This window comes from Exiguobacterium sp. s142 (assembly GCF_018618455.1).
Classification (GTDB): Bacteria; Bacillota; Bacilli; order Exiguobacteriales; family Exiguobacteriaceae; genus Exiguobacterium; species Exiguobacterium aurantiacum_A.
Window position 1 is genome coordinate 46,150 of the sequence record NZ_JACSMB010000011.1, and the last position, 14,525, is coordinate 60,674.

General features: G+C 53.6%; 14 protein-coding genes. 1 reads left to right on the top strand and 13 read right to left on the bottom strand.

The genetic code is table 11. The features are described from left to right. Positions 1-211 precede the first annotated feature (211 nt). The 11 genes from KNP77_RS10685 to KNP77_RS10735 form a co-directional block, all read right to left on the bottom strand. Positions 212-418 (bottom strand): cation transporter, encoded by a 207-nt coding sequence (locus tag KNP77_RS10685; protein WP_131441594.1) that lies wholly within the window; start codon positions 416-418, stop codon positions 212-214. Then, positions 415-2,526 carry a heavy metal translocating P-type ATPase gene (locus KNP77_RS10690; RefSeq protein WP_214890713.1) on the bottom strand — a complete coding sequence of 704 codons (2,112 nt, stop codon included), beginning with the start codon at positions 2,524-2,526 and terminating at the stop codon, positions 415-417. Before KNP77_RS10690 ends, KNP77_RS10685 begins: the two co-directional genes overlap by 4 nt. A 12-nt stretch (positions 2,527-2,538) precedes the next feature. After that, the gene (locus tag KNP77_RS10695; RefSeq protein WP_070327854.1) at positions 2,539-2,841 is read right to left on the bottom strand and encodes a metal-sensitive transcriptional regulator; all 303 of its coding nucleotides are present in this window, start codon (positions 2,839-2,841) and stop codon (positions 2,539-2,541) included. A 96-nt stretch (positions 2,842-2,937) separates the two neighbouring features. Beyond that, entirely contained in the window at positions 2,938-4,482 is a 1,545-nt protein-coding gene (locus tag KNP77_RS10700; protein WP_214890716.1) for a long-chain-fatty-acid--CoA ligase, read from the bottom strand. Positions 4,483-4,585: 103 nt separating this feature from the next. Then, entirely contained in the window at positions 4,586-5,059 is a 474-nt protein-coding gene (locus tag KNP77_RS10705) for a PTS sugar transporter subunit IIA (protein ID WP_236636469.1), read from the bottom strand. A gap of 155 nt (positions 5,060-5,214) precedes the next feature. After that, complete coding sequence (gene lplA, locus KNP77_RS10710) at positions 5,215-6,204, bottom strand: lipoate--protein ligase (protein ID WP_131441598.1); 990 nt, start codon at positions 6,202-6,204, stop codon at positions 5,215-5,217. A gap of 71 nt (positions 6,205-6,275) precedes the next feature. Next, complete coding sequence (locus tag KNP77_RS10715; protein WP_251139037.1) at positions 6,276-7,163, bottom strand: Cof-type HAD-IIB family hydrolase; 888 nt, start codon at positions 7,161-7,163, stop codon at positions 6,276-6,278. A gap of 90 nt (positions 7,164-7,253) precedes the next feature. Beyond that, entirely contained in the window at positions 7,254-8,639 is a 1,386-nt protein-coding gene (gene hemG / locus KNP77_RS10720; RefSeq protein ID WP_214890720.1) for a protoporphyrinogen oxidase, read from the bottom strand. Continuing rightward, positions 8,632-9,561 (bottom strand): ferrochelatase, encoded by a 930-nt coding sequence (hemH, locus tag KNP77_RS10725; RefSeq protein ID WP_070327860.1) that lies wholly within the window; start codon positions 9,559-9,561, stop codon positions 8,632-8,634. The genes hemG and hemH overlap by 8 nt, the downstream gene beginning before the upstream one ends. After that, entirely contained in the window at positions 9,558-10,607 is a 1,050-nt protein-coding gene (hemE, locus tag KNP77_RS10730; RefSeq protein ID WP_070327861.1) for a uroporphyrinogen decarboxylase, read from the bottom strand. Before hemE ends, hemH begins: the two co-directional genes overlap by 4 nt. A 116-nt stretch (positions 10,608-10,723) precedes the next feature. Beyond that, positions 10,724-11,029: a MerR family transcriptional regulator gene (locus KNP77_RS10735; protein WP_131466169.1), complete on the bottom strand. Its 306-nt coding sequence runs from the start codon at positions 11,027-11,029 to the stop codon at positions 10,724-10,726. Positions 11,030-11,157: 128 nt separating this feature from the next. Here KNP77_RS10735 and KNP77_RS10740 point away from each other — a divergent pair, with 128 nt between their 5' ends. Further along, positions 11,158-12,456 (top strand): ammonium transporter, encoded by a 1,299-nt coding sequence (locus tag KNP77_RS10740; protein ID WP_131489966.1) that lies wholly within the window; start codon positions 11,158-11,160, stop codon positions 12,454-12,456. Positions 12,457-12,504: 48 nt separating this feature from the next. Here KNP77_RS10740 and KNP77_RS10745 read toward each other — a convergent pair whose 3' ends face one another. Next, positions 12,505-13,635, bottom strand: coding sequence for an ABC transporter permease (locus KNP77_RS10745; RefSeq protein ID WP_214890729.1), 1,131 nt, complete (start codon positions 13,633-13,635; stop codon positions 12,505-12,507). Beyond that, positions 13,632-14,369 (bottom strand): ABC transporter ATP-binding protein, encoded by a 738-nt coding sequence (locus tag KNP77_RS10750; RefSeq protein ID WP_071399219.1) that lies wholly within the window; start codon positions 14,367-14,369, stop codon positions 13,632-13,634. The genes KNP77_RS10745 and KNP77_RS10750 overlap by 4 nt, the downstream gene beginning before the upstream one ends. Positions 14,370-14,525: the final 156 nt, after the last annotated feature.

Sequence of the window (14,525 nt, forward strand, 5' to 3'; positions counted from 1 at the left end):
CCCTCCTTACCGTGTCGACCGTGTCCGCAATTGTTGAGCGAGGAAGGCCGTCCCCCCGCTAAGTAACGCCAACACGCCGCTGATCATGACGAGTTCCATCGTAACCCCACCTTCCCGCTGATACCGATTCTCATTATCATCTATACTATATCATAGTTTTTAGCATGAGAACATCACAAAAAAATCCCGCCTCACAGGCGGGATTCGGTCGTTATGCGTTGACGTCGTAACCTTGTTCTTCGATAGCTTCGATCATCACTTTGACGGAAATCTTATCGTTATGGATGACATCGACTCGATGATCTTGTAACGAGACGATGGCCGACTCGACGCCTTCTAACTCGGTCAAAGCCCCTTCAACCGCTGCCTTGCAATGGTTACATGTCATACCTTCTACTTTCAAGACTGTTTCATTCATTTGGAATGTCCTCCTTGTTTTTTTAATCGCAGTGCGTTCAATACGACCGAAACCGAACTGAACGCCATCGCTGCCCCAGCAATCCATGGAGCGAGCAAACCGGCCGCGGCAATCGGTATACCGAAGCTATTATAGGCGAGCGCCCAAAATAGGTTTTGACGGATGTTTCGCATCGTGAGCGCACTCATCTCGATCGCCCGATCCACGCCTTCGATATCTCGACCCATGATCGTCACGTCCGCCGCTTCTAAAGCGACGTCCGTCCCGCTGCCGAAGGCGATACCGACGTCCGCGACGGCGAGCGCAGGCGCATCGTTCATCCCGTCACCGACCATGGCGACGCGGCCACGTTGTTTCAGTGCCTCGATGTGGTCTGCCTTCTCGACGGGCAACACCTCGGCAATGACATTCGTTTCAGCGATGCCTAGTTCACGCGCCACGTCGAGCGCGACTTCTTTTCGGTCTCCCGTCAAGACATACACTTGTCTCGTCGTCGCAAGTCGTTGCACGACAGCCCGGCTACCTTCTTTCAACCGGTCTTGAAGACCGAACGCCGCCACGACTTCAGATTCACTCGCCACGTAAACCGGCGTCATCGCTTGCATGTCCCAATCAGGCAACGTGAATCCGGCCTCGCGCATCATCCGGACCGAACCGATAAGAAGCTCTTTCCCATCAACGACCGCTTTCAATCCTCGGCCCGATAACTCTTCGACCCGTTCCACGTGCCCGACGCCGGCGCCGCGTCCGATGGCTTCCGCAAGTGGATGCGTCGACTGACGTTCGGCCATGACCGCCCGTTGTAAAAACGACTCGTCCCCGAACGTCGCCACGACTTCAGGCGTCCCGTTCGTGAGCGTCCCCGTCTTATCGAACACGACGATATCGACACCGTTCAATGATTCGAGTTGACCGCCCCCTTTAAAGAGGACGCCTTGTTCAGCCGCACGGCCGGTCCCGACCATGATCGATGTCGGGGTCGCAAGTCCGAGCGCACACGGACAAGCGATGACGAGGACGGCGATTGAAGACCGAATCGCCATATCGAGATCATTAAACCCAAACAACCAAACGGCGAACGTGACGGCACTGATGGCGACGACGATCGGTACGAACACGCCAGAGATTCGGTCGGCCTGCCGTTGAATCGGTGCTTTATCCGTTTGTGCCTGTTCGACGACACGGACGATTTGCGCAAGCATCGTCTCGTTGCCGACACGCTCTGCCGCCATCAAGAAGCGGTGTGTTCGATTGATCGTCCCACCGACGACATCAAAACCGACGCCTTTTTCAGACGGGATCGATTCGCCGGTCAGCATCGATTCATCGATGACCGTCTCACCTTCAACGATCTTACCGTCGACCGGCACTTTCTCACCTGGACGGACGACGATCACGTCGCCGACGTTGACAAGGTCGATCGCCACCGACCGTTCTTCCCCGCCGACGAGTAAGATCGCTTCTTTCGCCTGCAGCGACAGAAGCGATTTGAGCGCATCTGTCGTTTTTTCTTTCGCCCGTGCCTCCAACCATTTCCCGAGCAATACGAGCGTGATCAACACAGCGCTCGTCTCGAAATAAAGGGACGGATTCATCGGATGGACGAGCATTTCGAACACGGAATAGAAGTAGGCGGCGGATGTCCCCGTCGCGACGAGGACGTCCATATTGGCCGCCCCGCTCTTCAGGCTCTTATACGCCCCTTGATAAAACTGGGCCCCAATCCAAAACTGGACCGGTGTCGCGAGCGCGAATTGCCACCACGGGTTCATGAGCCAATCGGCATGGAACATTAACCCAGGGATATGGGTAATCATGACGAGTAAGAGCGGCGCCGAAAGAAGCGCCGAAATGAGCACTTTCCGTTCTAGTGGGCGGAGGTCATGTTTCGGTGTGAGCTCGACTTTCCGTTCCGCCCCGTAGCCGATCTTCTCAATCCGGGCGATCAGCTCCTCTTCGGTGATGCCGTCCTCGACGCGAATTGTCGCAGTCTCGAGCGGCAAATTGACGGTCGCATCGACCCCGTCCATCTTATTCAATACTTTCTCGATTCGGGCCGAGCATGCGGCGCATGTCATTCCTTGAATCGACAGTTCGACAGTCTTCATACGAGCACCTCCTTACTTTTTAATGCGGCTGACAATTGTCATCAATTCGTCAATGTATGGATCCATATCTTCCGTTTCACTCGCATGGACCAAGCATTTACGCATATGACGCTCAAGCAGCTGCATCTCGACTTGCTTTAACGCGGCTTGAATAGCCGACGTCTGCGTCAAGATATCGACGCAATATCGGTCGCTCTCGACCATCTTTTGAATCCCACGGACTTGGCCTTCGATCCGGCGCAGCCGCTTACTGAGCGCAACTCGCTCGGCGTCTTCGCGCGGGACGAGCGGCTGTTCGTGCAAGAATTCATCCATTGTTATCACCTCACGTCTAATATACCCCTACCCCGTAATGGTGTCAAACGTATGAAATAAAAAAAGAGCGACAATTGTGTGTCGCCCTTGCTTGATTCAGTTGCGTTGAAACGCCTCGCTTTTCAAAACCGTCCGCAAAATCTTACCGGTCGTATTTCGCGGTAACTCATCGATGATCTCGATGTGGCTCGGCTGTTTATACTTGGCAAGTTTCGTCGCCGCGAACGCGCGGATCTCGTCGACCGAAAGCTCATCGCGGGTGACGATGAACGCCTTCACCGCTTCACCTTGCTCGGCATCCGGCACGCCGATGACGGCAGCCTCGACGATGCCCGGGTGTTGGTACAACACTTCTTCGACTTCCCGCGGGTAGACGTTATAACCACCGACAATGACCATATCCTTTTTCCGGTCGACGATGTAAAAATATCCGTCCTCGTCACGTTTCGCCAAGTCTCCCGTATAGAGCCAGCCGTCCCGAAGCGTCATCGACGTCTCCTCAGGCAGTTTGTAATAGCCTTTCATGACGTTCGGACCGCGGACGATCAGTTCCCCGACTTCGCCGACACCGACTTCTTCGCCAAGCTCGTCGACGATTTTGTTCTCGACGTGGACGATCGACGGACCGATCGATCCCGCTTTCCGTTCCCCGTGGAGCGGGTTGAAACAAGTGACCGGCGACGCCTCTGACAGGCCATACCCTTCGAGGATCTTACACTCGAACTTTTGTTCAAACGATTCGAGCAGTTGGACCGGTAAGCTCGCCCCGCCCGAGACGAAGACGCGGACGTGCTTGAGCGCCGACGCGTAAGCCGGTACTTTCAGCGCCGTTTGTAACAAGAAATTGTACATCGTCGGCACACCGGCAAAAATGCTGACCTGATGCTTCGGAATGAGATCGAACACGTCTTGCGGCGAGAACTTCGGCAAGATGATGATCGTCGCCCCGCGCAAGAGCGGCGCGTTGACGATGACCGTCAAACAGAAGACGTGGAACATCGGCAGCGCCGCGAGCGCCTTATCGTCCGGTGTGATCTCAAGATATTCTCCGATTGAGTGCGCGTTTGAGAACAAGTTGAGGTGGGTCAACAGCGCTCCCTTAGGTTTACCTGTCGTCCCGCTCGTATATAAGATGACGGCGACGTCTTGTTCATCGACCTCGACTAGCGCCGTCACGCCCGAGGCGAACGCTTTTGAAAACGGCATAAATTCGATATCCCCTGTGCGCTCGATTGCGGGCACCTCCGCATACGGTACCGAGATGACAAGTTTCAACTGCGGCAAGTTCGTGAGCGCCGTTTCGGCTTGCGCGACGAGCGGCGATAAGGCGACGATCGCTTTCACGTCTCCATCGAGTAAAATGTAAGCCATCTCGTCCGGCGTATATGTAGGGTTGATCGGAATGACGATTCCCCCTCGCGCGAGGACCGCAAAATAAGAAATCAAGAACGCCGGGCTATTCCCGAGGACGAGCGCGACGTGGTCCCCTCTGTCGATCCCCTTCTGTTCAAGCGTCGATGCCATCGCTTGGACTTGTCCGAAAAACTGTTCGTAGCTGACCGTGTCCTCCCCGAACACGTAGGCCGCCTTATTTGGATGCGCGGCCACAACCCCTTGTAACGCTGTGACTAAGTTTGCCATGGTAATCCCCCTTTAGAAATGAATGACGATTCACTCTTGAGCCGTAAAAAAGAGCACGGCAACCGCGCTCTTTTTCAGTTACCTCTATTGTACATGAAACATCTCAGGAAGAAAACGCTTTCAAATCCATCATCTGTAAATGATATAGCCCGGCCCGGCTTTGGACGTGAACAAGCGCTTGCAACGCTTCGTCGTCCATGAGCAGATCATCGATCAACTTATGGAACATCTGCTTCTTCTCGTCAGTCGTCGCTGTGATGATAAAGATCATTTCTGCACAGACCGATTCCCCGGCGATCGTCCGCACGTCGAACGGACGGTTCAAGTGGAGCAGCGTGATGCCATCGCGCTTTGAGACCTGGTTCGGCACGTCGATGACAGCGACCGGGATGGCGACGTCCGTCACTCCGGACGGGATCGTGCGCTCCTGTTCGATGATGACTTGCGCAAACGTATCATCGACTATCCCTTTTCCTTCTAGCTCAAGACCAATCGCGAGCATGGCTCGCTCGAACGTCGGTTGATCGGTCACCCACATCCAGTTCGTGTCCATCCATTCTGTGATGAAACGGCACATCTTCATTCCTCCTATTGGCTCATCTCCATTAACGAAAGCGCTTGCACTGATTATGATACGTCTTCCCGCAACGACTCGCAACGCTACACACAAGGTTTCACGAAAACGCCAAAAAGGATGGTCTCTGAAACAGACCATCCTCCTGCAAAATCGCCTCAGCTAATGAGATCGACCAGTTCTTCTAAGTCGACGTTACCGAAGTAATGCTTGACGTCGAGGTGTGACAATTGTTCCCGAATCGCGGCTCGTTCGAATCGCGTCCCGACGAGTGCTTGCTCGACGTCGTGGATATCACCGACGCCAAAGAAGTCGCCGTAGATTTTCGCTTCTGTGATCGTCCCTTTATTGACGTTCAAACGAACGTCAATTGTGCCGATCGGGAAACGACGCTTCGATTCGACGTCGAACTTCGGTGACTTCCCGAAGTTCCAGTCCCAGTTCGCGTAGCGTTCTTTCGAGATGTCTTGAACGATTTCCCAGTCCTCGTCACGGAGCACGTAACGTTCCGGGTCTTGACCATCATAGATCGAGTGGAGGAGCGCCTCGACGAACCGTTCCATCTCCATCTCTTCCTCTAAAAATTCCGTGATGTTGGCGACCCGGCTCCGGACCGACTTGATGCCTTTTGAGCGCATCTTCTCTTCCGAGACGTTGAGCGAGTTGACGACTTCCTCGATGTTCGAGTTGAACATGAGCGTCCCGTGGCTGAACATGCGACCGCGCGTCGTGAATTGGGCGTTCCCGCTGATTTTCCGTTCGCCGACTTGAATATCGTTACGACCGGTCAATTCTGCTTCGACACCGAGTTGTTTGAGCGCATCGACGATCGGCTGTGTGAACTTTTTGTAGTTGTTGAACGAATTGCCGTCATCTTTCGTGATGAAGCTGAAGTTCAAGTTGCCTTCGTCGTGATAGACGGCACCGCCACCAGACAAGCGACGGACGACGTCGATCCCGTTCTCTTCGATATACTTTAAGTTGACTTCTTCTGACGTGTTCTGGTTTTTGCCGATGATGATCGACGGGCCGTTAATGTAGAACAAGAAGTAGTCCTCATGCTCGACGTTCAAATGCTTGAGGATATACTCCTCGACCGCCAAGTTGAGTTTTGGGTCCCGGATGTCCGGGTTAAAGATAAATTTCACAGTCGGTTTCCTCCTAATCGGATGTTCGTTAGTTGTATTATACGAGACGAATCACCCGCTCTACAACTTGTTTACTTCCACTCACCGCTCATAATGCGCTTCAGCGCGTTCGCGACGCCGTACTCATCATGACGTTCCGTGACGTGGTGGCTGATCGCGATCAAGTCGTCGTGACTGTTGCCCATCGCGATCGCTTTGCCGGCGACTTCAAACATCGGCACGTCGTTCAAGTTGTCACCGATGACGACGACTTCTGACAAATCGACACCGAAGTGCTCGGCTAATTTTTTGACGCCGTGACCTTTGTCGGCCCCGTTCGCCATCACTTCGATGTTGTCGTTCCCTGATGACGTGACGTATACCCCGTCGACACGCTCATCGATTTCAGTCCATAGTGATGACATCTTCTCAAAATGACTTGAGAACGCGATGAATTTATAGACGCGACCAGCCTCGTTTTTGATGAAGTCCTCGATATCCTCGACGAGACGAACGTCTTCGTTGACGTAATAACGCTTCCGGAAGAACTCATACATCTCGAGCGACCGGTCGTCACCGTTTTGCTTCAAGTTTTCCATCGTCGCATCGATCAAATCGAGGCGACTTGCGACAAGTCCCGCTTCCGAATACATCTCGTAGAAAATGTCTGAATACTTATGGTCTTGATGAAGCACCGACACGACTTCGAGCGCTTCTTCAACCGTCAAATCGATTTCATGGAGCACTTCTCCCGTTTCTGTCAAGACGCGGCCCCCGTTTGACGAGACGATCGGGCACGTGAGACCGGCCTCATCGAGAATCTCTTTCGCGTTGAAGTAATTGCGTCCCGTCGCAATCGCAAAGCGAATCCCTTGTTCTTCGGCGGCGCGGACGATTTCAGCCGTCTCCGGTGCGATTTTTGTGTGGTTGTGCAGAATCGTGCCATCCATATCGGATACGAACAATTTATACGTTGTCATCAACATCCACTCCCTCTTTTTCTCTTTCGCTTCTAACTATAACAAAAAGAGAAGCCGACGGAAAAATCCGACACCTCTCTTCACAAATCCTTAACCAAGTTCTGCTAACTGTTTGATCTGCTCGTGGACGCTCTTAATACAGTCCGGCATGCCGATCCCGTCGTAGGCGATCCCCGCGAGCAGCACGCCCGGATAAACTCGGCTCATCTCGGCCCGAAGCGCTCGCACCCGGTCGGCGTGGAAGACCGCGTACGGCGGCAATCCGTCCCGTAGCCGGCTGACGACCGCCTGGAGCGGTGCGGCTTTGATGTTCATCAAACCGCCCAAGTCACGGAGCGCTGTCGCCACGATGTCCTCATCCGGTGCATCGACGATCTCGTCAGCACCCGGACGACCGAGGAAGACACGGAGAACGTGATAGCCGTCCGGCACGGCGTGTGGCCATTTTTGATCGATGAACGTACACGCCGTGATCATCACGTCCGCTTCTTGGCTCGTGACGAAGCCCGTACCGACGAACGGGAGCTCGATGTCTGTCTCTTTAAAGACGAGTGAGCACGTCGCGGTCGCATGCGGCTTCATATCGGCCAAGAAATCACTGTCGACTTTCGGTAAGAACTGACGAATGAGACGCGGCGGGACCGTCAGTACGAGACGCTCTGAATCCATATCGCCACGATTCGTGAGCAGACGATAGCCTGTCTCCATCTCCTCGACTTGTTCGACCGAACAGTTCAAGATGACCTCTGTCCGCTCGAGCCGTTCCGCGAGACGGTCCGTCAGCGACTTCAAACCTCGCCGGAGCGAAGCGAACTGTCCGACTTTCTTCGCGCCGACTTCAGCGACACGCTGTTCGGGACGAAGATGGCGCATCCCTTCATATAGACTGCCGTACTTCTTCTCACCTTCGATAAACTGCGGGAACGTCGACAGCGCACTCATCTTGTCGATATCGCCGGCATAAATACCCGACAATAGCGGCTCGATCAATCGGTCGACAATCGGATCTCCGACCCGTTCTCGAAGATAGAGGCCAAGTGAGACGTCCGTCTCTGGGGGAATGACGTCTGGGGGCGATACCAGCATGGCCCGCAATGCCGCGTGCTCGTCTTCTGACAAGAGCGACGTCTGCTTGAACGCGTCGACGTCGAGCGGGATGCCCATCACCGTCTGTTTCGGGATCGGATGTAACCCGTCATGATGCAAGACGTACGCTTGCCCGACCCCGTTCCGGACGAGCTCGTCCCCGAGACCGACGTCATGGATCAACTCGGTCATCGCCGTCTTCCTGAACACGTAAGAGTCAGGACCGCGCTCGACCGCGAATTCACCGGTCTCAAACGTATCGATTTTTCCACCCAACCGGTCATTGGCCTCTAACAGCGTGATCGACACGTCTTCCGGCAAATAACGCTCGGCATAAAAAGCGGCGGTGAGACCTGTGATCCCACCACCGACAATCGTCAAATTACGCATGATGCACGATCACGCTTTCCATCCGATCTGCGACGGCTTCGATGAAGCTCCGCTCTGCGTTTGGCATGTTTGGACGTGCGTAGTGAACGCCAAGGCGGTCACAAACGACTTTACATTCCACGTCGTTGTCGAAGAGCACTTCAAGGTGGTCAGCGACGAAACCGACCGGCGTATAGACGAACGCCTCGTAGCCATGTTTTTCGTGAAGTTCAGCCGTCAAATCTTGGACGTCCGGCCCGATCCAAGGATCCGGCGTGTTGCCTTCAGACTGCCAACCGACCTCATAGTTGATGACACCAGCAGCTTGCGCGATCTTATCTGCCGTCTCTTTCAACTGATCCGGGTACGGGTCGCCACCAGCCAAAATCTTCTCTGGCAAGCTATGCGCCGACACGATCAAGCATGCCTTTTCGGCTGGGACCGGCAAGTTCGCGAACGTCTCTTTGATCGCTTCAGCCCACCAATTGATAAATTTCGGCTCATCGTACCACGACTCGACCGAACGGATCTCGATGTCGTATTTCGCCGCTTCTTCATGGGCGCGTCCGTTGTAAGACTTGACGCTATATGACGAATAATGAGGGGCAAGAACGACTGAGACCGCTTCTTTAATGCCGTCGTTCGCCATTTGCGCGACCGCATCCTCGACGAACGGTTCGATGTGCTTGAGACCGATATATAATTTGAAGTCGATTTCACCAGCGTGACGCTCGTTCAAAATGTCTCGAAGCGTCTCCGCTTGGTCGATCGTGATCTTCGCGAGCGGAGATACGCCCCCGATCGCCTCATAGCGTTCCGTCAAGTCTTGGAGCGCTTCCGGTGCCGGCTTGCGTCCGTAACGGATGTGCGTATAATATCGTTCAATGTCTTCCGGTTTATATGGTGTTCCATAAGCCATTACGAGTAATCCGACTGTTTTCATGATGATTTGCCTCCCATTTTTTCACGTGAATAGTCATGGATAAATGCCGTCAATTTGACGAGTACGGCCGGGTCGACTTCTGGGAACACCCCATGTCCCAAGTTGAAGACGTAGCCCGGTTGTTTCATCCCTTCATCGAGGATTTCTTTCACTTTCTCCTCGATGACCGGCCATGGTGCCAGCAAGAACGACGGGTCCAAGTTTCCTTGCACCGCTTTCGTAATACCGCGATCGCGCGCTTCTTGAACCGACAAGCGCCAGTCGAGCCCGACGACGTCGATTGGCTGATCTTGCCATTCTTCTACAAGATGGCTCGCTCCGACACCGTGCATGATGAGCGGGATGTCGAGTGTGCGCAATTCAGTGAAGATGCGCTCAGTCGTCGGTTTAATGTAACGGACATAATCTTTGCGGCTGAGCGTCCCGACCCATGAATCGAACAATTGGAACGCTTGGATACCGGCCTCGGCTTGCGCTTTGGCGTACGTGATGACCATGTCTCCAAGTTTGTCCATGAGCGCGTTCCAAACGTCCGGCTCAGCATACATGAGTGCTTTCGTCCGATGATAGCTTTTCGATGGACCGCCTTCAATCATATAGCTCGCAAGCGTGAACGGTGCTCCCGAGAATCCGATGAGCGGCACTTCAAGACGCTCTCGAAGCAAACGGATTGTCTCGAGCACGTACGAGATGTCGTCGACATTCAGCGGTTTTAAGCGCTCGACGTCCTCCATCGTCCGATACGGATTATCGATGACCGGGCCAATCCCGCTCTTAATTTCTACATTGACGCCCATCGACGGGAGTGGCGTCATAATATCTTTGTACAGAATGGCCGCGTCGACTCCGAGTTGCTTGACCGGGAGTTCCGTCACGTAGGCGCATAGTTCTGAATCGTGTGTGATTTCGAACAACGTCCTCGTTTTCTTGATCTCACGATATTCTGGTTGGTAGCGTCCGGCTTGGCGCATATACCAGACCGGCACATAGTCTGTCGCCTCTCCTCGAAACGCCTTCAAAATAGTATCGTTCATACGTCGCGTCATTCCCCTCTATAATTCTCCTACACTCTTCTTCTATAGGTATGTGAACTCAAAAACATTATACAGAAATTAATTAGAATAATGCTAATGTGAAGCATTTTCATTGTGTTTTCATTGTGTCATTTCTTTGTCGGATACGTGCGGAACGCCGAATTGAGCTGACCCCGGATCAAATCATCACGCTGTTTCGTCGATAGACGTTTTTCGCGCTCTTTAATGTCTTGAATCCGCCATCCGTCCTCAAGCTTTGACGCCACGTCGATCAACCGCTCGACGTCATGGAAAGAATATTTACGTGAGCCTCCCTTTGTCCGCTCCGGGAAGACGAGTCCTTTCGCCTCATAATAGCGCACTTGTCGTTCAGAAAGCCCGGTCAGTTCGGTAATAACGCCCATTCCAATCACTTTCTTCGACTTGTAGTCCATCGTCCGCCATCTCCCTTCTCAAAAAAACTATGTCAGATAATCTGACAAATTGCAATCCAACCCGTTCATTTCGTCTTAAACTGAAACCAACTTTTGAAATCACACTTGCTAAAAGGAGGAATCGCAACATGGAAGAAATTATGTATTATATGGACACGCTGTTCGTACTCATCGCTGCACTGCTCGTCTTGACGATGCAACTTGGTTTCGGCTTACTCGAGACTGGGACGCTCCGGGCTAAAAACGCCGGGCATGTCGCTGTCAAACAAATCATCAGCCTCTCTGTGGCGGCACTCGCCTTTTGGGCCGTCGGGTTCGGCCTCTCATTCGGGGATGGTACCCGCTGGTTCGGGACTGAAGGATTCTTTTTAAACGGATCGTTCACGAGCCTCGACTGGGCCAACGTCTCGCTCGACATTAAATTCTTGTTCCAATTGTCATTCGTCGCCGTTGCGCTCGCAATCGCTTGGGGCGGATTTGCGGAACGGGCTAAACTGTCGGCTTATGTCTTATTCGGTATCTTCTTCGTCGCCATTCTCTATCCGATTGTCGCTCGCTCGGTTTGGGCTGGTGGACTCCTCGGCTCAATGGGGATGCAAGACTTCGCAGGCTCAGCCGTCGTCCATCTTCAAGGTGGGATGGCTGCCCTCATGGCGACGATCATCTTGAAACCACGACGGAAAACAGAATCACTCGCCGGTCATAACCACGTCTTGACGGTCGTCGGCGGACTCGTCCTTTGGCTCTGTTGGTTCGGATTCAACGCCGGATCGACGATGTCGGTCGCTGACGGATTCTTCGGTTATGTCGCACTTACGACGATGCTCGCTACGGCTGCCGGTGCGCTCGGCGCTCTCGCCATCGTCATGATCCACAAGAAGACGGCCGACATCCCTTCAGTCGTCAACGGTGTTCTCGGGGCGCTCGTCGCCATCACAGCCGCTTGTGCCTTTGTCGAACCATGGGCCGCTGTCGTCATCGGCGCTCTCGCTTCCATCGCAACATACGGCACGAGTATCCTCATGGCGAAATATATCGATGACCCACTCTGTGCCTTCTCGGTCCACGGTGTCGCTGGCATCATCGGAACACTCGCACTCGGGTTCTTCGCATCACCGCGTCTCGTCGAGATCACCGGCATCGGTTCGGCCGGCCTCTTCTACGGTGGCGGCTTGTCACAACTTGGCGTCCAGGCGCTTGGTGTCTTGATCGCAATGGTCATCGCCGGAGGCGGAAGCTATGTCTTCTTAAAACTACTCGACGTGACGATCGGTCTCCGTGTCACTGAGGAGCAAGAAGACGTCGGACTCGATATCGCCGAGCACGGTGTATCGGCGTACGGTGAAATCGATGCGGAAACTGACACTCCGGCTCGTCTGCCGAAGATTCTCGGCTCGAGCGTGTCGGTCATGTCACCAAAAAAATAACAGCAGTCAAAGGGACACCTTTCACGCGCGTGGAAGGGTGTCCCTTATTCATTTCAACCGCCCTAAATAGTAACGGATGACAAGATAGCCGAGCACGACTCCCGCGACCGCGTCAACTCTAGCACCGAACGCGACCGACCCAACCGTCAGGACGACCAACTGACCAATCAGCAAGCGGTTCATCCACCATTTGTAACCCACCAACCGTTCAAGACGCGTGATCGGCAACCATGAAGCGATCGACATCGTATCGAGTCGTTTGAAGAGCGGCACGAGTTGGAGTGCCGTCAAACCGACGAACAGCGGGACGACCAAGCCGACATACCAGCCACCCGACAACCACATGACGATGAACGCCACGACAGAAAGGCGGAACACGAGGTCGAGCGAGTCTTTCGAACGGATGACGCGTAAGCCATAGACATAACGCGCGGCATCCGCGCGTCTGAGCACCGAACGCTCGAGCGCTCGCACGATGATACTTCTCTCCTTCACTTCCTCCCGCATCGCCGGCAAGTCGACGAACCAACTGATGACACGGTCGAACTGCGCCTTGCTCTTCTGCTCGAGCGTGAGCCAATCAAGGAGCGGGATGCGGTCGTGTCGTCTTAGATGAAGCAAGACAAGCGCGACAAGCGCCGGCACCGGCGTCAATAACGGGACACCGAAAATCATGATGACTCCACTCGCGAGCGCACTGAAGAGCACCACGTTTGAGACCAATTCGAGCTTTGCGAGGCGACCCGCTGCCGAAAGCAACACGCTCGCTGCGACGATGGCGCCTACTTCTGCCGGCGTGAGCGCTTGCGTCCGGACGATGAGCGGCAAGACGACGAGCATGGCGACGAGCGCCCGAATGCTCGCGAACACGACGTTGAACAGACGGATCCCGTTCATATACGAACGGATATCACCGAGCTCTGGCAACAAAAACACTTGGTCCGCTTCTTGAAGCAACGTCCGCGGCCGATGCCCGAGTGGCAAGAGCAAGAACACGAGCGCGACGACCCATTCGCTCGGAAACGCCGGGTCGAGTTCGTTTAAAAATTGATTGTAGACGAATCCCCCGTAAATGAGCGTGAAGTAGAGCGTGAACAAGAGACCCCCGTTCGCCACATAGCGGCTATACTTCACGACTTCTTCCATCCAACTACTGAACCGAGCGTTAAACACCTTCATTGCGCCCGCTCCTCGGCCTCGATCGCCTCGACATAAATGTCATCGAGCGTCGCGTCAGGACGGAGCGCATATTTTTCACGCAACTGCGCTGCCGTACCGGTCGCAATCACGACTCCTTGATGGAGAAACACGAACCGGTCACAGTGACGTTCCGCCGTCTCGAGGATGTGCGTCGACATGAGAATCGCACAATCTTGTTTATACTCATCAAACAGGCGGAGCAGTTGACGGATCGCGAGCGGATCGAGACCGACGAACGGTTCGTCGACGATCAAGAGCGGCGTCTTCGTCACGAGCGCGCTCAGAATCATCGCTTTTTGGCGCATCCCTTTCGAGAAGACGGATGGGAACCAGTCCAACTGTTTCTCCATACGCATGTCGCGGGCCAATCGTTCCGTCCGCATCTCGAGGTCACGGCTGTCGATCTCGTACGCTTTCCCCATCAACAACAAATGTTCACGTAACGTCAACGTGTCATACAAAATCGGCGTCTCAGGTATATAACTTATTTTCTTGCGATAATTTTTTTCGGACGATTGCAACGTTTCTCCGTCGACTTCGACTGATCCCGAAATCGGTTCAAGCAATCCTAAAATATGTTTGATCGTCGTCGATTTCCCGGCACCGTTTAGCCCTATCAGCCCGACGAGCTCACCTTTTTTTACTTCAAACGAAACATCATGTAGCACTTGTTTACCTATATAACCGCCGTTCAAGTGTTCGACGTGTAACATGAAAACTCCACCCCTTATTTTCAACTTTTTTTTGTGATATATGTTTTAAAAATTGTCACATGGGAATATTCTCTACTGTAAGGCATTTTAAAAACTTATTCATCACTTCCATTGTTCCATAAAATTGTTATTGAGAACAATGGACAAAACAGAGAG

Excerpts from the sequence above, each read along its gene's own strand:
- KNP77_RS10685 (WP_131441594.1), bottom strand. The coding sequence starts at position 418 with ATGAATGAAACAGTCTTGAAAGTAGAAGGTATGACATGTAACCATTGC.
- KNP77_RS10735 (WP_131466169.1), bottom strand. The coding sequence starts at position 11,029 with ATGGACTACAAGTCGAAGAAAGTGATTGGAATGGGCGTTATTACCGAA.
- hemG (WP_214890720.1), bottom strand. The coding sequence starts at position 8,639 with ATGCGTAATTTGACGATTGTCGGTGGTGGGATCACAGGTCTCACCGCC.
- KNP77_RS10715 (WP_251139037.1), bottom strand. The coding sequence starts at position 7,163 with ATGACAACGTATAAATTGTTCGTATCCGATATGGATGGCACGATTCTG.
- KNP77_RS10705 (WP_236636469.1), bottom strand. The coding sequence starts at position 5,059 with ATGTGCCGTTTCATCACAGAATGGATGGACACGAACTGGATGTGGGTG.
- KNP77_RS10740 (WP_131489966.1), top strand. The coding sequence starts at position 11,158 with ATGGAAGAAATTATGTATTATATGGACACGCTGTTCGTACTCATCGCT.
- KNP77_RS10745 (WP_214890729.1), bottom strand. The coding sequence starts at position 13,635 with ATGAAGGTGTTTAACGCTCGGTTCAGTAGTTGGATGGAAGAAGTCGTG.
- hemH (WP_070327860.1), bottom strand. The coding sequence starts at position 9,561 with ATGAAAACAGTCGGATTACTCGTAATGGCTTATGGAACACCATATAAA.
- KNP77_RS10690 (WP_214890713.1), bottom strand. The coding sequence starts at position 2,526 with ATGAAGACTGTCGAACTGTCGATTCAAGGAATGACATGCGCCGCATGC.
- KNP77_RS10695 (WP_070327854.1), bottom strand. The coding sequence starts at position 2,841 with ATGGATGAATTCTTGCACGAACAGCCGCTCGTCCCGCGCGAAGACGCC.
- KNP77_RS10750 (WP_071399219.1), bottom strand. The coding sequence starts at position 14,369 with ATGTTACACGTCGAACACTTGAACGGCGGTTATATAGGTAAACAAGTG.
- KNP77_RS10700 (WP_214890716.1), bottom strand. The coding sequence starts at position 4,482 with ATGGCAAACTTAGTCACAGCGTTACAAGGGGTTGTGGCCGCGCATCCA.
- hemE (WP_070327861.1), bottom strand. The coding sequence starts at position 10,607 with ATGACGCGACGTATGAACGATACTATTTTGAAGGCGTTTCGAGGAGAG.